The organism is Nonomuraea marmarensis (assembly GCF_043197025.1).
Taxonomy (GTDB): Bacteria; Actinomycetota; Actinomycetes; order Streptosporangiales; family Streptosporangiaceae; genus Nonomuraea; species Nonomuraea marmarensis.
Window position 1 is genome coordinate 21,209 of sequence record NZ_JBICRM010000037.1, and the last position, 24,057, is coordinate 45,265.

General features: G+C 67.4%; 22 protein-coding genes, 3 tRNA genes and 1 pseudogene. 15 read left to right on the forward strand and 11 right to left on the reverse strand.

Annotated elements, in window-relative coordinates; translation table 11 throughout:
* From ACFLIM_RS40630 to ACFLIM_RS40650, 5 genes are all read left to right on the forward strand, one after another.
* Positions 1-75: transfer RNA gene (locus ACFLIM_RS40630), tRNA-Asp, on the forward strand.
* A 5-nt stretch (positions 76-80) separates the two neighbouring features.
* Positions 81-154: transfer RNA gene (locus ACFLIM_RS40635), tRNA-Phe, on the forward strand.
* Positions 155-1,076: 922 nt separating this feature from the next.
* The gene (locus ACFLIM_RS40640) at positions 1,077-1,700 is read left to right on the forward strand and encodes a hypothetical protein (RefSeq protein WP_393174357.1); all 624 of its coding nucleotides are present in this window, start codon (positions 1,077-1,079) and stop codon (positions 1,698-1,700) included.
* A 35-nt stretch (positions 1,701-1,735) separates the two neighbouring features.
* Complete coding sequence (locus ACFLIM_RS40645; RefSeq protein ID WP_393174359.1) at positions 1,736-3,721, forward strand: GAF domain-containing sensor histidine kinase; 1,986 nt, start codon at positions 1,736-1,738, stop codon at positions 3,719-3,721.
* Positions 3,718-4,353 carry a response regulator transcription factor gene (locus tag ACFLIM_RS40650; RefSeq protein WP_393174361.1) on the forward strand — a complete coding sequence of 212 codons (636 nt, stop codon included), beginning with the start codon at positions 3,718-3,720 and terminating at the stop codon, positions 4,351-4,353. Before ACFLIM_RS40645 ends, ACFLIM_RS40650 begins: the two co-directional genes overlap by 4 nt.
* A gap of 566 nt (positions 4,354-4,919) precedes the next feature.
* On the opposite strand, the gene ACFLIM_RS40655 is transcribed toward ACFLIM_RS40650, so the two are convergent.
* Together ACFLIM_RS40655 and ACFLIM_RS40660 are read right to left on the reverse strand one after the other, a co-directional pair.
* On the reverse strand, positions 4,920-5,321 hold the full coding sequence (locus ACFLIM_RS40655; protein WP_393174363.1) for a PIN domain nuclease: 402 nt from the start codon (positions 5,319-5,321) through the stop codon (positions 4,920-4,922).
* On the reverse strand, positions 5,318-5,542 hold the full coding sequence (locus ACFLIM_RS40660) for a type II toxin-antitoxin system VapB family antitoxin (RefSeq protein WP_393174365.1): 225 nt from the start codon (positions 5,540-5,542) through the stop codon (positions 5,318-5,320). The genes ACFLIM_RS40655 and ACFLIM_RS40660 overlap by 4 nt, the downstream gene beginning before the upstream one ends.
* Positions 5,543-6,064: 522 nt before the next feature.
* On the opposite strand from ACFLIM_RS40660, the gene ACFLIM_RS40665 reads away from it, so the two are divergent.
* From ACFLIM_RS40665 to ACFLIM_RS40675, 3 genes are all read left to right on the forward strand, one after another.
* Complete coding sequence (locus tag ACFLIM_RS40665; protein ID WP_393174367.1) at positions 6,065-6,331, forward strand: type II toxin-antitoxin system Phd/YefM family antitoxin; 267 nt, start codon at positions 6,065-6,067, stop codon at positions 6,329-6,331.
* The gene (locus ACFLIM_RS40670) at positions 6,328-6,588 is read left to right on the forward strand and encodes a Txe/YoeB family addiction module toxin (protein WP_393174369.1); all 261 of its coding nucleotides are present in this window, start codon (positions 6,328-6,330) and stop codon (positions 6,586-6,588) included. Before ACFLIM_RS40665 ends, ACFLIM_RS40670 begins: the two co-directional genes overlap by 4 nt.
* A gap of 242 nt (positions 6,589-6,830) precedes the next feature.
* Positions 6,831-6,905: transfer RNA gene (locus ACFLIM_RS40675), tRNA-Phe, on the forward strand.
* Between the two features lie 126 nt (positions 6,906-7,031).
* Here ACFLIM_RS40675 and ACFLIM_RS40680 read toward each other — a convergent pair.
* The 3 genes from ACFLIM_RS40680 to ACFLIM_RS40690 form a co-directional block, all read right to left on the reverse strand.
* A complete protein-coding gene (locus tag ACFLIM_RS40680) occupies positions 7,032-7,658 on the reverse strand; it encodes a hypothetical protein (RefSeq protein ID WP_393174371.1) in 627 nt (208 codons plus the stop codon).
* 276 nt (positions 7,659-7,934) lie between these two features.
* Positions 7,935-9,191, reverse strand: coding sequence for a formamidase (gene fmdA / locus ACFLIM_RS40685; protein ID WP_393174373.1), 1,257 nt, complete (start codon positions 9,189-9,191; stop codon positions 7,935-7,937).
* Between the two features lie 36 nt (positions 9,192-9,227).
* Positions 9,228-9,509, reverse strand: coding sequence for an FmdB family zinc ribbon protein (locus ACFLIM_RS40690; protein WP_393174375.1), 282 nt, complete (start codon positions 9,507-9,509; stop codon positions 9,228-9,230).
* A 691-nt stretch (positions 9,510-10,200) separates the two neighbouring features.
* On the opposite strand from ACFLIM_RS40690, the gene ACFLIM_RS40695 reads away from it, so the two are divergent.
* On the forward strand, positions 10,201-10,605 hold the full coding sequence (locus tag ACFLIM_RS40695) for a hypothetical protein (RefSeq protein ID WP_393174377.1): 405 nt from the start codon (positions 10,201-10,203) through the stop codon (positions 10,603-10,605).
* 124 nt (positions 10,606-10,729) lie between these two features.
* On the forward strand, positions 10,730-11,182 hold the full coding sequence (locus ACFLIM_RS40700; protein WP_393174379.1) for a hypothetical protein: 453 nt from the start codon (positions 10,730-10,732) through the stop codon (positions 11,180-11,182).
* A gap of 192 nt (positions 11,183-11,374) precedes the next feature.
* On the opposite strand, the gene ACFLIM_RS40705 is transcribed toward ACFLIM_RS40700, so the two are convergent.
* From ACFLIM_RS40705 to ACFLIM_RS40715, 3 genes and pseudogenes are all read right to left on the reverse strand, one after another.
* Positions 11,375-12,511: a beta-galactosidase gene (locus ACFLIM_RS40705; protein WP_393174501.1), complete on the reverse strand. Its 1,137-nt coding sequence runs from the start codon at positions 12,509-12,511 to the stop codon at positions 11,375-11,377.
* Between the two features lie 342 nt (positions 12,512-12,853).
* A pseudogene (locus ACFLIM_RS40710) lies at positions 12,854-13,042 on the reverse strand (helix-turn-helix domain-containing protein); the annotation flags it as partial.
* Between the two features lie 272 nt (positions 13,043-13,314).
* Entirely contained in the window at positions 13,315-13,989 is a 675-nt protein-coding gene (locus ACFLIM_RS40715; protein ID WP_393174381.1) for a hypothetical protein, read from the reverse strand.
* Positions 13,990-14,160: 171 nt separating this feature from the next.
* On the opposite strand from ACFLIM_RS40715, the gene ACFLIM_RS40720 reads away from it, so the two are divergent.
* The 4 genes from ACFLIM_RS40720 to ACFLIM_RS40735 all read left to right on the forward strand — a co-directional run bounded on the left by ACFLIM_RS40720 (position 14,161) and on the right by ACFLIM_RS40735 (position 18,440).
* A complete protein-coding gene (locus ACFLIM_RS40720) occupies positions 14,161-15,372 on the forward strand; it encodes a HupE/UreJ family protein (RefSeq protein WP_393174383.1) in 1,212 nt (403 codons plus the stop codon).
* A gap of 118 nt (positions 15,373-15,490) precedes the next feature.
* The gene (locus ACFLIM_RS40725; protein ID WP_393174385.1) at positions 15,491-17,041 is read left to right on the forward strand and encodes a fibronectin type III domain-containing protein; all 1,551 of its coding nucleotides are present in this window, start codon (positions 15,491-15,493) and stop codon (positions 17,039-17,041) included.
* A gap of 138 nt (positions 17,042-17,179) precedes the next feature.
* Positions 17,180-18,196 carry a WxL protein peptidoglycan domain-containing protein gene (locus ACFLIM_RS40730; RefSeq protein ID WP_393174387.1) on the forward strand — a complete coding sequence of 339 codons (1,017 nt, stop codon included), beginning with the start codon at positions 17,180-17,182 and terminating at the stop codon, positions 18,194-18,196.
* An 88-nt stretch (positions 18,197-18,284) separates the two neighbouring features.
* Positions 18,285-18,440 carry a hypothetical protein gene (locus ACFLIM_RS40735; RefSeq protein ID WP_393174389.1) on the forward strand — a complete coding sequence of 52 codons (156 nt, stop codon included), beginning with the start codon at positions 18,285-18,287 and terminating at the stop codon, positions 18,438-18,440.
* A gap of 53 nt (positions 18,441-18,493) precedes the next feature.
* Here ACFLIM_RS40735 and ACFLIM_RS40740 read toward each other — a convergent pair whose 3' ends face one another.
* From ACFLIM_RS40740 to ACFLIM_RS40750, 3 genes are all read right to left on the reverse strand, one after another.
* On the reverse strand, positions 18,494-20,527 hold the full coding sequence (locus tag ACFLIM_RS40740; protein WP_393174391.1) for a cellulose binding domain-containing protein: 2,034 nt from the start codon (positions 20,525-20,527) through the stop codon (positions 18,494-18,496).
* Positions 20,528-20,645: 118 nt separating this feature from the next.
* Positions 20,646-21,764: a cobalamin-independent methionine synthase II family protein gene (locus tag ACFLIM_RS40745; protein ID WP_393174393.1), complete on the reverse strand. Its 1,119-nt coding sequence runs from the start codon at positions 21,762-21,764 to the stop codon at positions 20,646-20,648.
* 66 nt (positions 21,765-21,830) lie between these two features.
* Complete coding sequence (locus tag ACFLIM_RS40750; protein ID WP_393174395.1) at positions 21,831-22,817, reverse strand: helix-turn-helix transcriptional regulator; 987 nt, start codon at positions 22,815-22,817, stop codon at positions 21,831-21,833.
* Between the two features lie 182 nt (positions 22,818-22,999).
* Between ACFLIM_RS40750 and ACFLIM_RS40755 the strand changes: the two genes are divergently transcribed.
* Positions 23,000-24,040: a WD40/YVTN/BNR-like repeat-containing protein gene (locus ACFLIM_RS40755; protein ID WP_393174397.1), complete on the forward strand. Its 1,041-nt coding sequence runs from the start codon at positions 23,000-23,002 to the stop codon at positions 24,038-24,040.
* Positions 24,041-24,057: the final 17 nt, after the last annotated feature.

A 24,057-nucleotide genomic window follows, 5' to 3' on the forward strand; every position in this document is an offset into this window, starting at 1 on the left:
GGTCCTGTAGAGCAGTTTGGAGTGCTCGCCACCCTGTCAAGGTGGAGGTCGCGGGTTCAAGTCCCGTCAGGACCGCTCTGGGTCAGGTAGCTCAGTTGGTACGAGCGTCCGCCTGAAAAGCGGAAGGTCGGCAGTTCGACCCTGCCCCTGACCACAAGCTTTGAACAGCAAGGAAGCCCCGAAGCGAAGATCGCTCCGGGGCGTTTTTGTGCCTGTGACAGAAACGCTGACAGCAACGGCGCCGCCTTCGCTGCTCGGCCGTACATGGCAAGCTGATGCGTGTGGTTACTTCCTTGGCCTGTGGCGAGAGATCCGGATCACAGCAGGGTGTGGCCCAGGGCGCTTCGGATAGTTCGTGCCGTCGGCACCGCCACGATGATCGAGTTGCTGCGTGAGACTTCACGCTCTGCCAAGCCGCAGGCCATCGAGCTTCTGGCCGCTCACCTTGCTCCGAGTGGGATCAACTATGTGATCCCTTGGCCACGTAAGTCGTGGGATGTGCCCGTAGAAGGCTGTATCTCTGCCGCCATGGTGCTCAGAATGAACGACGCCGCGCTCATCAAGAGCGGACTTCACAGGTCTGTACCCATGACGTGTTTCCAGCAGCTTCCCAAGACGCTGTCACGGTGGGAGGAATATCGGACCGTGCGGCGTGCGAGCGGCATAAGGCGGGACTTCCATGTGTGGTCCCGTGATCATCGGCACGATCACAGTTGCAGGCACCCGCAGTGCGTTGAAGGACGTGAAGGCCACTGCTTCTGCTTCACCTTTTCGGAAGACATGCGGACAGCGCCTGACCGGCCCGCCGGATTGGAACGCGGTTCGGCGCAGGAGGCCATAAGGCTCTTCATGGCCAGGGGGTCGTTGAGATCCGAGCCGGCAGCCACTTTGTGAAGCGCGCGTTGGCTGATGGGGAACGTGGGCCACGGCGACTCGCTCCCGGGCGCGCGAGGTCGTCGGTCAGCTCCGCCCCCGGGATTCAGGGTGATTGGCCTCATGCGGCCGGGAATCCGGGCGGTCGACCATGGCCGGGACGCGGCACGGCAGGTGCCGCCCGATCCCGATGGGATGCTGCCATGCGCTCTCCGCTGTATCACCTGGCCCATCCGCTCCTGACCTTCGCCGGGCTGCTGTTCGTGGTGGGAGCTCCGTTCGTGTTCCTGGCGCGTTCCGACCCCGCGCCATTCAGTCAGATCGCCCGCGGGCCCGCCTTCCTCGCCGGGAACGGGCTGACCCTGGCCGCCTCGTTCTGCCTGCTGCTGGGCCTGGCCGGGCTGGCCGGTCACCATGGGCCCGGCGGGCGTCGGATGGGCGGCCCGGCGGTGATCGCAGGGCTGGCGGGCGCGCTCGGCGCCGCCTACTGGACCGCGATCAACGTGTTCATCGCCCCATGGCTGGGCGAGACCGCCCCGGCCGTCCTGAACGGCAGCCTGTACACCGCCCCGTTCCTGATCGGCTGGCTGGGGGCGACCGCGCTGTACTGCGTGGGGATGATCTGGCTCGGCGTGTCGGGGTTCCGCTCGCGGGTCGTCCCCCTGCCTGCCGCAATCCTGCTGGCCATCGACGGTCCGGTCGCGTTCGCGCTGGGCGCCGACTTCCCCGGGGTGCTCGCAGGAGCGGGCCTGCTGTGGGCCGGGGTCGCCGGGCTGAGGCGTCCGGCCGGTCAGGACGACGTTGTGGAGCCCCTGACCCGCGCCTAGGCTGAGCACGGGTCCTGCCGATCGAGGTGGACACGATGACCCGCACGAGATCACCCGCCTGGCCGACGATCGCTCTGGGCGTCCAGGTGACGCTGGTCGCCTGGTGGGTGGCCTTCATGGTCGCCTTCGCTCCGCAGAGCGGCTTCGGGCTGAGCGAGTCGGCGCCGCTCCTGGCGGGGGCGGTCGCGATGACCGGGCTGATCGTCGTCGGGATGGTCCTGGAACGCCGTGTTCCCGGGCATCCGCTAGCCCCGATCCTGATCGTGCCGTGGGTGCTGACCACCGGCTACTTCGCCGACATCGGCTGGGTGCTCGCCGCCGACCAGCACGGCTGGCCCGGTGTCGGGGCCGGGCTGGCGCTGACGGCCCCATTGCAGATGTGGTCGAGCATCGGCGTCGTCTGGCTGCTGTTCCGCTTCCCCACCGGGCGGCCTCTGGGCCGCGGGTGGGACCTCTACCAGCGCTTCGCCGTCGCCACCATCGTGCTGGACACGTTGTTGCGTACCTTCGATCCGCTGACTCACGGCACCCCACTGGAGCGGCCCAACCCGGTGGGCATCGCCGCCCTCGCCCGCGCCGAATGGGTCTTCGACGTGCTGTCGGGCCTGTATGTCCTGCACGTGGTGGCCGGGTTCGGCTGCCTGATCACCCGCTACCGCCGAGGCGATCCAGTCGAACGGCAGCAACTGCGCTGGGTGGCTGTCGCCGCGGCGGCCCTGGCGGCGGGCGTGGCGGTGACCGTGGCTCCCAGCGGCTCATGGGAGCTGTTCGTGCTGGCGGGCGCCATCCTCCTGATGCCCGCGGCGATCGGTGTGGCGGTGCTGCGGTACCGGCTGTGGGACCTCGGCCTGATCGTCCGCCGCGCGGTCGTGTACACGGTCCTCACCGGCCTACTCCTGACCGGCTACATCGGGCTGGTCCTGCTCCTGCGCTCGCTGTTACCGGGTCTGCTGCCGGAACTGCTGATGACAGCCGTGATCGCCGTGGTGACTTTGCCGCTGCGGGAGCTGCTGCAGTCGGCGTTCGACAGGATCCTGTACGGCTCGCGACGCGATCCCTACGCGGTGGTCCGCGAGCTGGGCGCGCGCCTGCAGGCCGGGGCGGAACCGCCGCTGCCGATGGCCGTGCGCGAACTCGCCCTGGCCCTCCGCCTCCCACACGTGGCGATCGTCCTGCCCGGCGGGGCCGTGGCGGCGCGGTACGACTCGGGTTCCGCGGAGGCGGGCACCGGGGAACGCCTGCCCCTGCGGCACGGTGGAACGGTCGTCGGCGAGCTGGTCGCCGCCCGCCGCCACCCGGCCGAACCGCTCACCCCTCACGATCACCGGCTGCTGTCGGACCTGGCGGGCCACCTGGGCGTCGCCGTACACGCCGCAGACCTCGACCATCGGCTGCGGGATTCGCACGCCCGGCTGCTCAAGGCCAGAGCCGAGGAACGAACCAGGATCCAGGGTGATCTGCACGACGAGCTCGGCCCGCTGTTGGGAGCCGCCTCGCTGCGCATCCAGGCGGCCAGGAACCTGCTCGGCGCGAACGGCCGGACCGGCCGCGCGGAAGAGGCGGTCGCCGCCGCGGGTGCCGACGTGGCCAGGGCGATGCGGGAGATCCGGCGGATCCTCGCCGACCTCCAGCCCAGCACGCTGACCGAGCACGGCCTCATCGCCGCGCTACGCGAGCACTCCTCCTCCTGGGCGGGCAACCTCGACCTGCGCCTGGACCTCCCGAAGACACTGCCGCCGCTCGACCCGGTCACTGAGCAGGCCGCGTACCGGATCGTGGTCGAGGCGCTGCACAACGCCGAACGCCACAGCGGTGGCTCGACCGTCCTGTTGCGGCTGCGGCATTCCGGCGGACGGCTGGAGATCGAAGTGAGCGACGACGGCACCGGCATCGCCCCCCAGACGCAACCCGGCCTGGGACTGCAATCGATGCGGCAACGGGCCGAGCGGCTCGGCGGCACCCTGACCCTGGCCGCGCGCGCCGCTGGCGGCGTGCGAGTGAACGGAACCATACCGACATGACCACCCGCGTGCTGCTCGCCGACGATCACCCCGTCTACCTCGAGGGGCTGCGGATGCTGCTCGACACCGTCGAGGGCATCGAGGTGGTCGGCGCCGCGAGTGACGGGGCCTGCCTGCTGGAGCTGGCCGAGCGGGTGGCGGCCGACGTCGCCGTGATCGACCTCGACATGCCGTACACGGACGGGGCGAGCGCGGCGGCGGCTCTGCGCGGCCGGATGCCCGTCCTCATCCTGACCATGCACGGCGACCAGGCGCATGTCGCCCAAGCCCTGCGGGCCGGCGCCCGCGGGTACATCCTCAAGAGCGCAGGCCCCACCGCCATTGCGCGGGCCATCATCGCCGTCGCCGAGGGCGACACCGTCCTGGCCGGCGCGGTCGGAGAACGGGTCCGTGACAGCGCGACCCGCTCTCCGTCAGGCGGACCGCTGGCCGAGCTGACCGCCCGCGAGACCGAGGTGCTCGACCTGGTGGCCCGCGGCCTGTCGAACGCGCAGATCGGCCAGCGCCTGTTCCTGTCCGTCAAGACCATCGGCAACCATGTCAGCGCCATTCTCGCCAAGCTCGACCTCGCCAGCCGCGCCGAAGCCGTCGCCAGAGCCAGAGACGCCGGGCTGGGTGAACCCGAGTCGTGAGGGAAAGCCGCCGGGTGATCGGCTCAGCCATCGGCGGGCACAGTGGCGGCGGCCGGACTGCATGGTGATCAATGGATGGGTGATCGATCGCCACCCGCCCGAGCGCCTCGGTGGCGAACGCGCCGACTTGGGCCGGGCCGGCGCAACACTCGGCGCTGAGGCCGCCCAGCCGCTCACACACCTGATGCAAGGGTCCGATCAGGTGCGGCTGGTCTTCGGACTCGGCTGGCGCTGGCGTTGGTTCGTCCCCATTCTGGCTGGCTTGTGGACTCAGGCCGGAGAGGCCGAGACCGAGGCGTGCTGCCGCGGCCGCGGTGTCCCACGCCAGATGCGAGACGCCTTCGTCAGCGCCTACACCGGACCCGACGCGCTGCGCCTTCTCCTACTATCGAGCCGCACCCATCAGCACCCAGCAGATCCAGCACGCCGTCGCCTCCCACCGGCTCACCGTGCCCACCATGGCCATCGGCGCACACCCCGTCGGAAACGCTTTCGAACGGCAGCTGCGGCCCGTCACCGACGACCTCATCGGCCATCTCATCGAGGACTGCGGCCCAGAGGTTCAATCAGCTGATCCAGCGCACTGGCTGTCCGGTCAGGCGGGAGATGGTCTCGAAGTCGGCGTCGGCATGCAGCACGGTGAGTTTGTGATGCCGGGCCGTTACCGCCATGAGGAGATCGACCGGCGAAGCACATTGGTGCCACCCTTTGTCGGCGAGTTCGCGCTGCAACTCGCCCGTCTCGTGCCAAGCAGAGTCAGGGATCATGTAGTGCGGGAAGGTCTCCTGGAGGAGATTGCCGGCTTCGTAGAAGGCGGGTCGGCCGCCGACGGCCCGGAGATACTCCTGTCTGACCGGCTCGCAGATGCCGACGAGCCCGGCACAGACAGTCTGGTCCCATTCCGCACCGACCTGACCACGGTAGAAGCGGACCAAGGCGCTGGTATCGATGAGATACCGATCTGTCACGCCACGTCCTGGTGTGGGTGGCCGCCCCGATCGATGGCTGAGAAGTCGATTTCACCCTCTGCGACCATGGCGCGCATGCGAGCCACGGCCGCCGCTCGCCTGCGTCGATCAATGATCTCTCGTAGAGCGGCGTTCACCGTGTCCTTCTTAGATGAGGTGCCGAGTAGCATCGCGGCCTCGGCCAGGGCCTCGTCATCAAGGTCGATCAGCGTCTTGGTCATGATGCCACCTCACCTGTATATACGAACTCAGATTAGTATATCAGCGGCCTTTGATTCGAGCGCTGCTCGCGGCCTGGAGTCGTCGCCCGGGCTGGATTTGGTCTGATGCTGCTTATTCCAGCTGGCCGATGACGGCAATGGTGACGGCAACGTCGGTCACCAGCCTCACACGAAGGGCACCGTAGACGCCTACCTACCACCCTCGTCACAACCTGTGAACAGGCTGATCGCCACACCTGAAAGGCGGAAGGTCGGCAGTTCGACCCTGCCCCTGACCACATTTCTCCACCAGCACAAACGCCCCGAACGGATCATCGTTCGGGGCTTTTTGATCTTCGGTGACAACAACGTCGTCACCCCTCTGCCTCTGCCTCTACTTCTCGGCGGAAGCGGAAGTGTGCAGCTTTCATCGTAAGAAGCTGCAGCCATTCGCACCTCGATGCAACAGCTTGATCATTGCGCGTACCCGTGTGCGGATCCGCCGCCGCACCCTTGATGTACATCATCATGTACACTGATGACATGAAGGTGATGACCATGTCCGAATCGCGGGCCAACTACGCCGCCACTCTCGACGCCGTCATCGACGACCAGGAAGAAGTCCTCATCACCCGCCCCGGTGGAGAAGGCGTCGTCATGGTGTCGCAGCACGAATACGAATCGATGCGCGAGACGCTCTACCTGATGGCCTCTCCTGTCAATCGCAGACGGCTCTCAGAGGCGGTCGCCCGTCTGGAGGCAGGCAGCGGCACCGTCCGCGAACTGGCCGATGAGGACGCCACCTCGTGAAGATCCTTTTCGACGAACTTGCCTGGGAGGATTACTGCTACTGGCAGCGAGAAGATCGGCGCATCCTCAAAAGGATCAACCAGCTGATCGCCGACATAGCCCGAAACGAGAACGAAGGCATCGGCAAACCAGAGCCGCTGAAGTACGAATGGTCCGGCTACTGGTCCCGGCGCATAACCTCGGAACACCGGCTCGTCTACCGCGTCAACGAAGACACCATCATGATCGCCGCCTGTCGCTATCACTATGAGAAGTAGCGGCCATCCGGCCGGCAAACCCCAGCATTCCGCCAGAGGGAAGTGGGGGCTTCGCGCTGCCTGCGGCGCCCCTCTTGCGCAAGATGCCTGCCACTCACCGGCTGTGGCCAGGGCGATCGACGCCGGGGCCCGACGGAAGACCCGGTACAGGTGACCTTGGCTGAGGTGCCAGCAGCGCTGACAGCAACGTCCCCCTACGCCAACGCATCCGCGGCATCGTCCACACGCACCTGACCACGATCTCGACCAGCCGGGCAGGGTGATCGGTCCGCCTGAAAAGCGGAAGGTCGGCAGTTCGACCCTGCCCCTGACCACCAGCCTTTGAACAGCCGAGATGCCCCGAAGCGAAGATCGCTCCGGGGCGTTTTTGTGTCTGGTGACGGCAACAGACGCGGCGGACGGTCATCCACATGCGGGTGTAAGTGCACCCGACAGCTGACACGCTAGGGAGACAGTTGCCCCACCCGAGCGACGGTGTGGGTTGTGGCGCTCTTGCACCGCCATACGGCCGTTTTGTGTTCCAGCGTTGCGTGCAGGCCCAGGTCGTGTACAGGGCAGACGGGCCAAGCAGCCCATGTCACTTCCGTGATCACCTCTTGGGCGGCGTCAGCGACTGTCGCCAGACCTCCGTCCGGGTCGCCTCCTTCGACGGGCCGGATGCCGTTGCCCTGGCAGACGCCCCGGAACTCCACCCAGGCCTGGCCGGAGTCGTCCCAATCCGGCATGACCAAGCGGAGTGCTCCGGTGGTCCCGGTGGCACGCGCGTCGCGTTCCACGGCCCGCAGCGCCCGTTCCAGCGCCACCCACAGATCCGGTACGAGGGCGAAGGTCGGCTCGAAACCGGCGTCCTTGAGCAGGCGCCTGCCGAGCCTGGCCAGGTCGCGCTCCGTTAGCCGGGCAAGAGGACGTTCGAGGATCTCTCGGGTGGCGGGGGTGCTCACACCCCATTCCTCCAGCAGGTAGGCGAGCTCAAGGACGGGTTCGACGTCGAGGTCACCGTCGCGCAATGCCGTATAGATCCGGCTCCTCAGCTCGATGGCGTGCTGCTTGGCTTGCTCGGAGGAGTGCACGTTGCAGTCTTACCTGCCACGAGAGCTCGAACAACGAGATTTTCCCGCGCAGTATCGGCGAACGTCGGGAGAGCCAGCAGCATCGACGTGGGATCACACAGCCACGGCGATTCGCGGCCGGAGCCGAGCAATTCAATCAGCTGATCCATCGCACCGGCTGCCCGGTCAGGCGGGCGATGGTCTCGAAGTCGCTGTCGGCGTGCAGCACGGTGAGCTTGTGATGCCGAGCCGTTACCGCCATGAGGAGATCCACCGGAGAAGCGCATTGTCAGCGGTTCAGTCGAAGCTGGCGTGCGGTGCGCTGGTGCCCTGTGGCACGCGGACCGGGCCGGATGCGCCCGGACGGACGTCGAAGTCGAAGATCGCGGTTGGCAGGTAGACGGTGGCGCAGGAGTTGGGAATATCCACCACCCCGGACAGCCGGCCCTCGATCGGCGCGGCGCCGAGCAACAGATACGCCTGCTCGGGGCTGTAGCCGAACGCCGTCAGGTAGTCGATCGCGTGCAGGCAGGCCCGCTGGTAGGCCAGCTGCGAGTCGAGATAGCGCTGCTCGCCGTCCAGGGTGACGGACACCCCGGAGAACGCGAGCCACTCGCTGTACTGAGGGCTGGTGCGGCCCGGCATGAAGATGGCGTTCTCGCCGACGCCGTACGTCTGCATACCGCCCTTGATGAGGTCGACGTGCAGGTCGAGGAAGCCGCCCATCTCGATGGCACCGCAAAAGGTGATCTCGCCGTCGCCCTGCGAGAAGTGCAGGTCGCCGACCGACAGGTTCGCGCCGGAGACGAACACCGGGTAGAACACGCGGGAGCCCTTGGTGAGGTTCTTGATGTCCTGGTTGCCGCCGTTCTCCCGGGGCGGCGCGGTGCGGGCCGCCCCGGCCGCGATTCGGTCGAACTCGGACGGGGGCACCGAGCCGAGGACGGCGTCCCGGGGCTCGGGAGGCAGGGCCAGCGGCGGCACTCTCTGCGGGTCGGTGGCGATCAGCGCCCCCTCCCGCGCGTTCCATCTCGCCAGCAGCTCCGCTGACGGCGCGGTGCCCATGAGCCCGGGGTGGACGATGCCGGTGAACGACACCGCCGGGATGTGGCGCGATGTGGCATTCTGACCGGAGAAGTCCCATATCGCCTTGTAAGCATCGGGGAACTGCTCGGTGAGGAACCCGCCGCCGTTCTTGGTGGAGAAGATCCCGGTGTAACCCCAGCCTTGACCGGCCAGCGGGCCGCTGTCCTCCTGCGGGATGGGCCCCACGTCGAGGATGTCCACGACCAGCAGGTCGCCCGGCTCGGCCCCCTCGACCGCGAACGGGCCGCTGAGCGCGTGCACCGTCGTCAGCGGGGCATCGCGGATGTCCTCGGCGGAGTCGTCGTTGTGGATCGCACCGTCGAACCACTCCCGGCAGTGGACCCGGAAGCTGTCGCCGGGCTTGACCCATGCCACCGGCGGGATCTCGGGGTGCCAACGGTTGTGACCGATCTTGGCCTGGTCGGTGAACTTCTTGGTCGAGTCGAGCGGGAAGATCAGCTCTGGCACGGCTGGATTCCTTTCGGCGCTGCGAGACAGAGACGGTCACGGCCGCGGCAGACGGCTGGTAGCGGGATGGGCGGCCACCGCGCCTCCGGCGTGGCGCCGCGGTAGGGACGTGACGACTTCGGGCTCGGAGGCGCTGCGCTCTGCGCGCTGCAACTGAGTGGACATTGCAGCCGGAGTGCGCGCCAGCATAGGCGCCGAGAACGCCCGGACCGAGGCCGCGCCGCAGTCTGGGCACGGTATCGCAGCGGGTGCGGTACCGATCGGAAAAGTGACATCAATTTCGGAGCAATGCGGACACCGATAGGCATATATCGCCATAGGACGCGCCCTTCGAGCGACTTCGAAGCAATCCTCCCTGGGGTAGCGACCCCTCTCTACCGATCGCGACCTCGGGAAACAGTCTCAGAGTCGGATGTATCCGCAATTTAACGTGTGAATGGAATGCAATCGATCTCACTTCCGTCAATTTGCCACATAGTAAGGTAGATCGCTTAGTACCTAGGCAAAAATGCGAGGAGATGCTCCCTGTGCTCAATACACAATTTGTGCCGGTTTGCTGACTTGTGCTCTCCTAATGTGGTGTTTTTGGCTGCCGCGAGGCTTCCGTTCCTCGGGTCTGGCGGCCCTGCGGTACGGGTCCCCATGCGATCGGGTGCCTGCCGGCCAGGGCGCCTGCGTACAGGCTGATTGCTACACCTGAAAAGCGGAGGGTCGGCAGTTCGACCCTGCCCCGTTCTTGCGTCACGACCTCCACCCCGGGCCACGAAGGCGGGCAGTGAGCGGCGGAAGGGATGCCGCCCCCGTTGGCGGAATGCCGTCCCATGCTGCTCCGAAACGCGCAGGTCAAAAGCGAGATACCGTCCCACCCGTCCCAGTCTGGCGTCGGAGCGTTGCAATGCCGTGATGGCGTCAGCAGAGTCGTTGCCATTCCGACACGGCACTACGACAAGGGGTCACGATGATTACGGGGGTCCGACCGAAGACGGCAGTTCGGGGTCTACTGACCGTAGTGATGACAACCGCCGCCATCACCTCGACCGCAACACCCGCGAAGGCCGATCCACCTGGGCAGTGCCGGGTGTTCTGCGGCGTCGTCCACAACAAGTCCAGTCAGCGCATCCTCGTATCCAATGCCTGGTGCGGCAATGGATACCGGGTACCGGGGGCTCATCCCTGCGCGCACTGGCCGGACTGGCGAACCAACAAGTACATGCGATGGCTCTATCCCGGGCAGAAGTCGAACATATTCGCTTCCTTCCGCGACACCGATGCATTCCTGGTCGACCGCCACTGCACCGTTAAATGGCTGCTTCACTCCGGCGCGGAGCTTCCGATCACCGCCGGATCCAAGGAACTGTGGGTGCGAGTACGAGGGATAAAAGCAACGATCACCAGCGTCTCATGTGATCGCTAGCCGCTTCGCCAATTTGAGCCCGGCGGGGCGCGCGCTGGCGCGTTTCCGCCGGGCTTGGAGCCCATCGCTGTTCCCGCAGAATTTCCAATCCCGAACGCGAGAATACCAAGAGAGCTTCAAACCCATGGAGGAAGAAATGCGGTACCGCCGTCCCATCGTGCTGGCTGCCCTGCCGTTAGCTCTTGCCGGGTTCATGTCCAGCGCGCACGCAGACGCGGGGAACGCCGCCCGCACCGAAACCAAGGTCTCGAAAGCGGTTGCACGCGGGGCCGATATCGCCACGCAATGCGGATTCGGTGTCGGAAGAACGTTCAAAGACTACTATCACATCTACGGTTCGGGCCGCCTCACCAGGTGCCGGGGCGGCTTTATAAAGATCACCGTAAGACTCCAGCGAAGCCGCTGGTACGGCTGGCAAACACTGGCCACCGGCAGCCGAACGGACAATGGCCTGGTATCCGTGAAGTACCGTTGCAAGGGCAATGGAACACACACCTATCGCACGCAGGTCGCGGGGTTGACGTGGTCCGGCCAGACTCAATTCAAATATTCCAACCAGTTCCGGACAAGCTGCTGACGCGGCTCAGGGGAGCGGAAAGCCACCTGCGCATCTCGTCGAGCTGGACCACCCTGACCCGGCGGGATGCGTACTAGGGCCGTTAGCGCTACCTTGCCGAGACCCCGCTCTGATGAAGCGTACAGCTTGAGCAAGAAAGGTCCGGTCTACGCTTACAATCATGCCCTCGCGCAGGCAGTCGCCGCGCTTTCATCAATTCGCGGTCATAAATACGGGGCGGGTGTCGATCTCGACGATCTCGCCCGGTGTCACCGGCACGGCGGTGCCGTCCAGTCTGAGGAGCCGTGTGATGTGAGGCGGCACCGCGGTTGCCGCCGTCCCCGCGTGCGTCCATCGCACCAACGACGGTAGATAGCGGCCGTCAACGTCGGGCACGGTGAACTCGCACTGCCATACACCGGCCGGTAGCTGAATGGCGGTTCCCTGTCCACAAGCGCGTATACGAGCTCGGGTCAGCCACCGCTGCAACTGTTCCACCGCCAGCGCGGCCCTGGTCGGCGGGGCTCCGGGAACCTGCAGGACCAGCGGAAGATTCCTGGTACCCCAGGCGTAGAAATAGGTTCGGCTGAGGTTGCCGTTAACGCTGCCATATAAACCGGTTAGATAGAAACGGGTCGCGTAGTCGATCGCGCGTTCCTCGTCGAGCGGCTGTTGCAGGACGATATCGTGTGTCGTCCCCGTGCTCCATATGGGCGGATGGACGCCGGCCTGGTGCATCGTCCGGTAAGCCGCGTCCAGGACGGCCAGCACGGTCTCCGGGGGATCGGAAGCCGAGCGCTGGTGAAGCTTCACGCTGGCGACGTCACAGTGGTCGTAACCGCCGACCTCGGCGAACCGGCGTAGAAAACTCCGTCCTGCTGAACTCCACAGTCGCCCCATACCCGGGCATACCACGATCGCACGGGGGTCGGCCTTCTTAATGATCTGGTTCGCCTGTCGCGTCATCTCCACCAAGGTGTCCATGTCGCCGTTATAGAACCGGGAATCATTTGCGATCGGCCATAACTCGTAGGCTTCCAACCGGCCGCTGTACCGCTCGGCAAGTGCGCGGACGAATCGCCGCCAATCCGCCAGGTTATCTGGCGGCGCCGCACGAGAGCCTTCGGGATAGGCCATTCGCGGAGCCTTGGGAGCGGCCCAGGCGGGTGTGCCGCCGACGACGAACAGGGCAGGTAACCCGGCACGCCGGGCGCCACTCACCAGGCGATCGAGAACCGACCAGTCGTACTCACCCTGGCGCGGCTCCAGATTGGCCCATCGGGTCTGGCTGTCCCAGAACCGGACAGATCCCACCCGGAAGCTCGGCATCTCTCCGGTGTTCGAATTCATCGTCACGCCGAACCTGGCCGGTTGCACCGGCCGGGGTGCTATAACCCAGCTCGGCCCGCTCACCCACTGCGGCGGCGCAGGCTCGGGCGCCGTCCCGGGCGGCCCTTGTGACGAGGCCGTCCCGAACGCGGTGATCAACGCCACGATCAGCGCACCGATGAAGGTCCTTCGCCGCGACCGCGCCGGCCACGCGCCTGGTCCGGCTGCCACTATGACGGCAGGATCCATTGTCAAGATCGTGGATACGGCGGGCGAGGCCGCGCTGGGATCGGTAGGCCGCCGCTCAGCAGGAGCAGGGGGAGTGTCATCGCCGAGGGCCCACACCCGCGCGAGGTTCCGGAGCTCCGGCTCGGTGGCCCCACACGCTCGCGCAATGCGTGTCGCGACACTGACGTCCGGAGGTCTGCCCTTTCCAGTGCAGTAACGGTGGAGCGTCGAACTGCTGATATACGTCTTTCGGGCGAGATCGGCGTAGCTCAGCCCGCTACGTTCCTTCAGACTTTGTAGGAGCTGTGCAAGAGCTGGCCCCATGCGTGGCGTGCTCACGGTGCGTCCCGTTGGTTCAGTGAAGCATCGCGCTGATCATCCCATGGCGCTCCGATCTCGTTCAACAGTCGTAGGTGAGGGCTCAAGACCGTGTCGTGTTTGGTGATCAGTCGCTTCGCCGAATGGAGCGCGGCCCGAGTGTGACCAAGCTGTACCGGGTCTTGCTCGATGAGCTGGGCTGGCAAAGGTGGGATTAGGCATGGGGTGAAGGCGGTCACAACCGAGCCCGCTGTCATAGGCGTCTGTCGGTCTCACGTTCAGTCGAGCCAGATCACGATGCCCGTCAGGCCGTTGAGCACGGCTGCGACACCGGCCCGGACGGCGTGCCCGGCGCGCTCGGGGGTGAAGGTGGCGGGATCGAATTCCGAGGACATGCCGAGTCCCTCGCCGCGGAACGACGCGCCGGTCCAGTCGGCGGCGGTGACGTTCGCCGTGGGCTCGGCCAGCTCGGCGCCGACCACGAGGAACTGCTGGTCGAGGTGGTTGGGAGTGACCATGGCCAGGGGGTCGACGAGGTCGTTGCCGGCGCTGATGATGAGGTCGGGCTTCAGGTCCATCGCGCTGCTGATGCGCGGAATGAACTGGTCCGGCTTCGTGGCCGTGACGGTCTTGAGGCTGACCTGCTCCTCCTCGGCCCACTTCGTCACGGCGCTCACCAGCGTCCTGGTCTGGGGGTCTTCCCCTGCGGTGAGCAGCACCACGCGGTAGGCCTTCGACGGACCGACCACGTCCCAGGAGCCGGGTCGCGGCGTGATCGTCGCCTCCGGGGAGGGCGGTGTGGCCGGGTCGAAGAACCCCGGGCCGAGGGTGCCGACGGCGGTGGGCTTCGCGTGCGGCTGGGACCAGTCGTCGCCGGAACTGCATCCGCTGACCAATACGGCGGTCGCGACTACCGCGGCCAGCGTGCTGGCGGGCAGAAGTCGAAAGCGCATGGAGACCGTCCTCCGGAGGTGGCGGGAAGTGCGCCTACTTCCTACCGCATTACTTGAGGTCCTCGAGACGAGGGCCATTTCCGCCGGTCGTGGTTCATCGCTGGTTTGCGCATGAGCAGCTGTTCGTTCATCTGAGCCGAGCAGATTGCGTTCGCAACCAAAAGGAGTCACATGTTTCGCGCCGCTCGGCGTCGTGCCTGTGCCGTCGTCGCCGCGGTAGCCGTGGCCGTCCTGCTCAGTGCCGCGCCCGCTCTTGCTCACGGGTTCACCTCGACCGTGTACGTCGACCTCACCTCGCCCGAGACCGGGCACGTCCGTACCGAGCTCGGGCTGGAGTACGACCTGCTCGTCGTCTCGGCGGCCGACTCCGAGAAGGATGATCCGCTCTTCCAAGCGGGCACCGCGGCGTTCGAGGCCCACGACACGGCGGAGCAGGCCGCCGCGCTCGAGGCCCACGCCGGCTCGGTCCTCGCGTACGTGACCAAGCGCTTCGGCGTCACGGCCGAGGGCAAGGCATGCGCCCCGGTCCAGGATGGCGACTTCAGGATCGAGCAACGCGAGGATGTCCCGTACGCGCTGCTGGTTCTCGACTACCGATGCCCGGCGTCCGCTGAAGCGCATGAAGTGCGCAGCGGGCTGTTCCCGGACTCCGAGGGTTATGTGCGCGACAGCAAGACGGTGGTCACCTACGATCTCGACCTGACGTCCGGAAGCGCCGCCCTCGACGCCAAGCATCCGTCGTTCTCCACGCAACAGTCCTGGGCCGAGCGGTTCTGGGAGTTCTTCCGGCTCGGAGCCGAGCACCTGCTCACCGGGCTCGACCACATCCTGTTCCTGCTGGCGCTCATCGCGGGGTCACGCCGCCTGCGCGAGATCGTGCTGGCGGCGACGACCTTCACGCTGGCCCACTCGGTGACCTTCATCCTTGCCGCCCTCGGCCTCGTGCAGGTGCCCGCGTCGTTCGTGGAGCCGGTCATCGCCCTGTCCATCGCGGTCGTCGCGGGCTGGCATCTGTGGCGGCTCTGGCGACGCCGATCGCACGCCACGGATCTCGAGCAGCTCGGCCACGGTCACCTCAGCCTGGACCGCGCGGGCTGGACGCGGCTCGCGGTGGTCTTCTGCTTCGGCCTCGTGCACGGACTCGGCTTCGCCGCGGCACTGGGCATCGACCAGGCCTTGTCGTGGACGCTTCTGTGGTCGCTGCTCGTCTTCAACGTGGGCATCGAGTTCGTCCAGCTGGCGATCATCATGGTGGTCTTCCCGCTGCTCGCCCTGCTGCGCCACCGTCAACCAGCCGCGGGGCTGTGGACGACAGGGGCGATCGCCGCGGGTGTGTCCGTGATGGGACTGGTGTGGTTCGTGCAGCGAGTGCTCGGAATCTGAGATCACATCACAACTTCTGGCAAGCGCAACGGTTCGCCTGTCTCACGTTCACCTTGAGGACACCGACTTCCGAAACCGTGACAAAGCTCTTTAGTACCCTCAAATGGACGGAAACCCGATGAAGTTCGACAATCGGCCACAGGGCGCCGGGCTTGTTCGGCGCCGGGTGGCTGTGGGCGCCACCGCGGCGGTCATGGGCATCAGCGCAGTGCTCGGCACCGGCCTGACGACCGCAGCCCGCGCTGACGATGGCGCGAAGCTCACTGGCATCATCCTCGGCGTGGGCGCGAGCGAGTCGCAGCGTGTCGTGTCTTGGTACTCCTCGGCCAACACCGCGCAGGTGGTCCAGATCGTGCCGACCTCCAAGATCAAGCACGGCGAGTTCGACAAGCACGCCGTCACGTTCCCGGCCACGGTCGCCGCGAACATCGTCAACGGCGGCTACAACGCTCACGCCACGATCGACGGCCTGAAGAAGAACACCGCGTACTCCTACCGCGTCGGCACCGAGGGCAACTGGTCCCCGACGTACTCCTTCAAGACCCAGGACTTCAAGGGCGACTTCGACTTCCTGTTCTACGGCGACCCGCAGATCGGCTCGTCCGGCAACGTGGCGATGGACGGCGCCGGGTGGGCCGACACCGTGAACGTCTCCCTCGCCGCCAACCCGAAGGCTGAGCTGCTGGTCTCAGGCGGTGACCAGGTCGAGAGCGCCAACACCGAGACGCAGTGGGACGCGTTCCTCGCGCCCGACAAGCTGCGCCAGTACCCGTGGGCCGCCACCATCGGTAACCACGACGTCGGCGGCAAGGCGTACGAACAGCACTTCTGGACGCCGAACACCGACCGTTCCGCGCCGTACTACAACGGCGACGCGGCCACCCGGTCGGGCGGTGACTACTGGTACATGTACAAGGACGTCCTGTTCATCGACCTCAACAGCAACGCCTACGCCAACAACTCCGACGCCGCGCACATCAGCTACGTCACCAACGTCGTCAAGGAGCAGGGCGCCAAGGCCAAGTACACGGTGCTCGTCTACCACCACTCGATCTACTCGCCGGCCAGTCACGCGAACGACGGCGACAACAAGGTGCGCCGTCAGGACTTCCCGACCGCCTTCTCGAATCTCGGCGTCGACCTGGTCCTGCAGGGTCACGACCACAGCTACTCCCGCAGCTACGTGATCAAGAACGGTCAGAAGTCGAACAAGGACGAGCAGCCCGGTGCCGCCCAGGTGGCACAGGGTCCGGGCGGCGTCATCTATGTGACGGCGAACTCCGCATCGGGTTCGAAGTACTACGACATCACCGCTCCTGACACGACCAAGGACCCGAACTACGGGCCCGACCCGTTGAACCCCAAGAGCCACTGGGCCAACTCGGTCGAGAACCAGGAGCACGTCCGTACCTACGTGAAGGTCCAGGTGCGCGGCGACAAGCTCGTCGTGGAGAACCTTCGCAGCGGCACCTGCGCTGCCCCCAACGCCGCGGTGGAGCTTGGCCAGGAGTCCTGGTGCGGCCCGGACAGCGGCGCCAGCGCTGCTCAGCCGGTCGGCTCCACCGTCGACAAGGTGGCCATCCGCCCGTACGACGACAAGGGCCACCACAACAAGGAGGCCGACGAGCAGACGCCGGCCCCGGCTGAGTCCGCCACCCAGCTTCAGTAGACGACCGTGGGCGGTGCCGGGGACCCTCACGCTCACCGCGCTGAGCTGATCCGGCCCGCTCCACCTGGTGGGGTGGGTGCCGTCGGGCGCCCACCCCACCGCACGTCTTCCATTCCCAGACTGCCCGAGGATCACCAGATGTGCCCGCCCAGACCGCGTACGACCACAGCATTCGGAGCCCTCGCTCAGGCCACTGTCGTGGTGCTGCTCGCCGCGCTCGGCTTCCTCGGAGTGGGGGCCGGACCCGCTGCGGCGGCGGACGGCTCCTGGGCGGTCAGGACGGCCTCCAACGACTTCGGGTCCGGCCGGCAGAACTACAGCTACACCCTCGACCCGGGCGGGCAGCTCAAGGACGGTATCGTGATCGTCAACGACGGCACCACGCCGCTCCACCTGGCCGTGTACGCCGCCGACGCCTTCACCGCCGAGGGGGGCCGGCTCGACCTGGTCACCAAGGACACGAAGTCGACAAAGGTGGGTGCGTGGGTCCACACGGACCGACCCGATGTGACGGTCCGGCCCGGCGAGTCGGTCGAGGTGCCGTTCACGGTCGCTCTTCCGGACAACGCCGCGCCCGGCGAGTACATGGGCGGCATCGTCACCTCGCTGACGCAGGCCGGCGAAGCGGACCGGTGGCGCGGCATCCGGATCCGTCTGCGCGTGGGTGGAGAGCTCAAGCCGAGGTTGTCGGTAGAGGACCTGTACGTGCGCTATTCGGGCACGCCCAATCCGTTCGGGAAGGGCGACGCCACTGTCTCGTACACGATCCACAACACGGGCAATGCCATCCTCACCGCTCGGCAAGCGGTGTCCATATCCGGCCCCTTCGAGGGCTTGGGCGTCCACGCGGGGCGGATCGACGACTCGCCCCAACTGCTCCCGGGCGACACCTGGAAGGTCTCCGTGCCGGTACGCGGAGTGGCTCCCGCGCTGAGACTGACGGGGACGGTCACCCTGATCCCGCTGCTCACCGACGCGGCGGGCTCGGTCGCCCCGCTCGCCGTCGTCGAGACCGCGACGCACGCCTGGACCATCCCCTGGGCACTGCTGCTTCTCCTCGTCGTCCTTTGCGGGCTCGTCGTGGCGGGTCTGACTTTCCGGCGCCGCCGCCGTCAGGCCAAGCTCCGCGAGGATGCTCGCGTCCAGGCGATGTAGATCCCGCCGCGATAGCCGGCCGTGGCTGGGGCGATCGACACCGAGGCCCTCGTTCGTCGGGCCCCGGCACCGGATGACCATGGCTGAGATGACAGCAATGTCGTTGATCGCGGGTGCGTGGCCAGCCGCAGCCGACGGCGAGGTGGTCGACTACGGCCACCAGGAACCTCGCGTCGGGATGCACGCTCGAGCGGCCCTCGGGGCCGTACTTGGCGACCAGTTCGGCGAAGGCCGCGTCGAGTAGGGCGGCGAGGTCGGCGTCCAGCGACATGTCGTGAATATGACAATCGGGTGCTGCTACTGGGTCGTGCAGACGGTTCCGTTGAGGGTGAAGGCGGCGGGTAGCACGTTCGGGCCGCTGTAGTTGCCGACGAAGCCGATCGTGGTCGACGCCCCCGTGGCCAGCGCGCCGTTCCCGGGCTCGTTGACGACCTTGACGTCCGACCCGTTCTGCGTCCAGACGGCGCTCCAGCCGCTGCCCAGGCTCTGCCACGTCCTGGGCCAGCCGAAGTTCAGGGTCCAGCCATTGATCGGGGCGCCGTTGTTGGTGATGTCGATGGCGCCGACGTAGCCGCTGGCCCAGTCGGTTTGCACGGTCAGCCGTACCGTGCAGGAGCTGGCGGCGGGCGTGCCCGTCGTGAACGTCAACGGTGGCGAAGCCCACGAGACGGCGCCGCCGCTGTCCCGTGCGATCACGTTGAGCGTGTAGCGGGTGCCCGGCTTGAGGTTGCTCGCGGTGAACGAGGTGCCGGTGGCCTCGCCGAGTTGCTCGGTGATGGCGCCGTTCTGGCGGTGGACCTCGTACTTGACGATCGGGCGTGTGCCGGGAGAGGCGGCGGGCCAGGAGATCGTGGCGGTCTTGTCCGTCACGTTCGAGGCGGTCGGCTGCCCCGGCGCGCCCGGGCGGCCGGTCTGGGCGGCGGCGGGGTGCAGGACGAGCGTGGTCAGGGAGAGCGGCGGGAGTGGGGTGGTCGCGGTCGAGGTGGTGATGCCGGTGGCGCCGTTGGCGTGGGTCAGTACGGTCGGCGCCCCGGACGCCGGGGTGAAGCCGGAATAGCTGATCGCGACGGGGTAGGACGTGTCGGACGAGGTGTTGATCAGCAGGACGGCCAGATCGCCGTTGGGGCGGCGGGCCGCGTGCGCGGTGACCTTGGCCTGGTCGGTCGCGGCCCGGATGAACTGGTCACCGGGACGGGCGAACTTGCTCGTCATCTGGAGTGCGTAGTAGGGCGCGAAGGGCGTGTTCAGCGGGGGCTCGCAGACCGTGCCGTCCGAGCTGCACGTCGCGCTCGACAGCAGGCCGAAGTCGCCGTAGTCGGTCTGCCCTTCGACCTGCGTGACAGTGCCGATGCCGTTGTGGACGTTCCACCAGTCGACCGTGAACACCCCGTTCGCCAGCAACGTCGCGTAGGCGTCGGCGGCGGCCAGCGCGCCGGGCTGGGTGTTCGTGCCGTTGCTGCTGCTCCCCGTGTTGAACTCGGTCATCGCGATGCCGATCCGCTCGGACCCCGGGCCCGCGTGCTGGGCGATCTGCCGGCGGGTGAGGTAGATCATGTCGGGGACGTGGCCGGTCTTGTCGAGCGCGCCGGGGTACCAGTGCAGGATCACGAAGTCGATCTTCGGGCCGGCGATCGACAGGACGACCTTGTTCCAGCTGCCGTTGTCGCCGTCGGCGACTATGGCATCGGGCCAGTTGGCGGCCGTGGTCAGCACCGCGCCGATCTTGATGGTGGGGTCGACCGCCTTCATCGCGTCCGCGTAGGACACGACGTGGCGGGCGTACTCGGCCGGGCTCTTGTCGGCGTGGTCGTCCGCCTCCCAGGCGGAGCCGTAGTGGCCGTTGCCGTAGTTCTCGTTGCCGATCTCCCAGTACTTGATGCCGTAGCCCTTGTCGACGTTGGCGTGGCGGACCCAGGCCGCGGCCTCCTCGGCGGTGCCGGTGCCGTAGTTGGCGGTCACCATCGCCTGCGCCCCGGTACGGCGCACGCCACCCATGAAGGTGTCGAAGTCGGTGTTGGGAGCCACGTAGCCGCCGGGAGCGGTGTGGTCGGCCCAGTGGTAGATGTCGGAGTAGGAGCCGCCCGGATAGCGCACCAGCTTCACGCCCGCGTCCTTGAGCCGGTCGGCGGTCTGGTCAGTGCCCAGGTTGGTGTCCCAGATGGCATGGTTGGTACCGATGCCGGTTTCGGGGACGGTCGCGAGCCCTGCGCGGGCGTTGACGGTCACCGCGACCGGTGCGACCTCGTCGGTGGCGGCGTTCGCGGTGGAGACGTTCAGGGCGGTCAGCGTCAGCAGGACGGCGGACGCGGCTCGTAATAACGTTTTCGGCATCGGCGTACCTCGCCATGGTTAGCGGAATCCAGTCGACGCCCCCTCCTGACCAGAAGGCACCATGATCATGAGGGAGTGGCGGCAGGCCCGTCAACCAACGGTGAAACTTTCACGCCGGTCAGCCCCAGACCCTGTGGGCGGTGTCCGCGACGAGCTCCAGCTTGCGCCGCTCGTCGTCGACCGTGAGCAGATTGCCCCTGGCCGTGGAGGCGAAGCCGCATTGAGGGCTGAGCGCGAGATTCTCCAGCGGTACGTACTTGGCGGCCTCGTCGATCCGCCACCGCAGCTCGTCCTGCGACTCCAGCCGTGGGACCTTGGAGGAGACCAGCCCGAGGACGACGGTCGTGCCCTGGGGGACGAAGCGCAGCGGCTCGAACCCGCCGGCCCGCTCCGTGTCGTACTCCAGCAGGAACCGGTCCACCGGCACCTCGCTGAACAGCCGCTCGGCGACCGGCTCGTAGCCGCCCTGGGACATCCACGCGCTGCGGTTGTTCCCCCGGCAGATGTGCATCCCGACCGTGACGCCGGGGTTCATGGCCTTGGTCGCGCGTACCAGCTCGGCGTCCACCGCGATCGTCGAGTCGAGGATGGCCTGCGGGCTGGGCGCGGCGGGGCCCAGGATGCGGGTACGGAAGTCCGGGTCGATGAGGTGGTTGTAGCCGAGCGAGTCCAGCTGGATCCAGGTCACGCCGCGTTCGAGCAGGCCCTCGATCTCCTTGACCCGTAAGGCGACCAGGTCGCGCATCATGTCGCCGGGCGTGGGGTAGGCCGCCTGGCTGAGCTCCGGCCGCCACAGGAGGTTGCCCATCGAGGAGCTCATCATCGTGATCTTGAATTGGCCGGGCGCGTGCCGGGTGAGGAAGTCGGCTTCGACGGCGGTGAGGTTCGACCTCTGGGTGAGCTTGCCGCTGACGGCCACCATCTCGAACGCGGTCTCCTCGGGCGGCGGCGGCCCGTCGTCGCGGAACCAGCCGGTGGAGTGCAGGGGAACGGGCACCACCCCGCCGAGCGACTCCAGCAGGCCGGCCATCCAGGTCGCCCGCCGTACCTCTCCATCGGTGAAGACCTCGATCCCGGCCTGACGCTGGACGTCGATCGCGGCCAGCGCCGCGCGGTCCTCCAGCTTCGCCAGTTCAGCGTCGCTCAGCTCGCCGTGTTCGCGGGCCTGCCGGGCCTGGAGCAGCTCCGGCGGCCGCAGGAGGCTTCCGACATGCTCGGCGTGGTGGTTCGCGGGCATACTTCCTCCTCGGTGCGGGGGGCGTTCGACCATCACTCTCCGCCCGCCGCCGGGGGCCGTCCACCCCTACGCGTCGGGCCCCCACCATCCGCGACGGGCGGCGAGCAACCCGGCCTGGAAGCGGGTACGCGCCCCCAACCTGTCCATCAGCTCACTGACCCGCCGATGTACCGTGCGCAGGCTCACCCCGAGCTGGCGGGCGACCGCCTCGTCCTTGAGCCCGGCCGCGAGCAGCGTGAACAGCTCCGGGTCCGGCAGGTCGGCCTGGTCGCCGGCGGACCTGGCCGGCAGCGGGAGCGCCGACCGCCACAGGACCTCGAAGAGGGTGACCAGCGCGTCGAGCAGGGTCGAGGAATGTACGATGACCGCGCTGTCGGCATGGGCGGACGCATCGGTGCTCAGCGGCAGGATCGCGGTCTTCCGGTCGGCGATGGCCAGCTTCATGGGCACTTCCGGGCTGATCCTGGCCTGTTCGCCGGCGGCTGCCGACTCCTGGGCCAGGCGTAGCTTGCCGGGGATCTCCAGGGCCGAGACATCGTAGATGCCGCGTACCAGGACACCGTGCGCGAGGCGTTCCATCTCCTCGACGTTCTGCTCCGTGGGGTCCTGGGCGTACGGCGGCCGGTCCAGCACCAGCAGCTCGTTGGTCGCGGTCTGCTGCAGCTGCGTGAAGCGCTGCACCACGGCCGCCTGGCCCTGTACGACCTCGACCAGCTCCTCGGGGGCCTGGTTCTCCGTTCGCGGGGTCTCGGCGAGCAGCGCGAGCGCGGCCAGCCGAGCCTGGGCCAGCCCCTCCTCCCGGCGCGAGATGAGAGCGGCCACCGCGACGTCGGGGCGGGTCGGCAGGAACCGGACCGGACGGCCCGCCATACGGCTGACCAGCCCCAGCGCCTCCAGCCTTGAGCACGCGCGGCGCAGCGCCACCGTGGTGCGGCCGGTGTGCGCGGCCAGCTCGGGCAGGGTGGCGCGGGGGCAGCGCAGCAGGTCCCGGTAGATTCGTTCGTCGTCCGCGTCGACCCCGACGGCCGACAGCGCGTTGTCGTCAGTGTTCATGATCCGCAAGCATGTCCGATCCCTGCAATGTCACAAATCTGCCAAGGCTTGCGCCTAGCCTAGGGGATCCTCTCCCCGGTAAGACGGACCTGTTGATCGGTTTAGGGGAGGACGCTTTGAAGAAGGCATTCACTATCGGACTCGCGACCACGCTCGCGGTCTTGTCGGCTGCCACACCCGCCATGGCGGATGACGACTTCGGCGGTCAGTGGCGCCAGCCGGCCTGCCAGACGGTCACCGGCGACGGTTCGGTGACGTTCACGCGGAACGACGGCAGGACGATCACACCGACCAGCCAGGTGCTGAAGCCGGTCGTCTACACCGCCGGACTCGTCGCCCTCGACCGTCCCGGCCAACTGCTGGCCATGTCGAACAACCTGCTGTTGACCTCGGGCGACGCCGGATGCAACTGGACTCCGGTGGGCAAGGTGAACGGCTCGTACATCGAGTTGGCCGCGGCCCGCGGCGGCCGGGCCTACGCCTGGGACCGCGACGGCAACCTCACGCTCGCCACGCCCGACGGCGCCACCCCGCTCACCTCACCGGCCGGTGCGGTGACCGGGCTCGGCACCGACCGGCGCAGCGGCGACCACCTGCGGGTGGCCGACGGGGACGGGCAACTGTACGACTCGAGGGACGGCGGGCGTACCTGGCAGCCCATCGGGGTGCCCGCCTGGCCGAACGACGACCTGCTCATGGTCTACACCGCGGCGTTCGATCCGAATGACCTGGACCACGTGGTGCTGGGCGCGGCGAGCACCGGTGCGCGCGTCACCTACGACGGCGGGCGGACGTGGACCGCGGCCACCGGGCTGAGCAAGACCGGTACCAGGATCAACGTGTTCAGCGCCGTGGTCTCGCCCGCCTCGCCGAACGTCGTGTACGCGATGGGGCTCAACCTGGCGGAATTGGACGAGGGCGTACCGTCCGGCGGGCGGCACATCTACCGGTCGTACGACGGGGGCCGGCGCTTCACCCCCGTCGTCGACCAGGGCAACGGCATCACCATCCCCAACGGGCCGTTGCTGGCCGCGCACCCGACGGACCCGGGCGTGCTCTATTTCGACTTCGGCACCGGATGGGCGGGGACCGGCACGGACATCTACAAGTACGACTCGCGCCGGGTCACCATCAACCACAACTCCTACGACCGGATCACCTCCATCGCGTTCAACCCGTCGAACCCGAAGGTGATGTACCTGGGAGTGGCCGAGGAATCCTAGTCGCCCGGGGGGCGCCC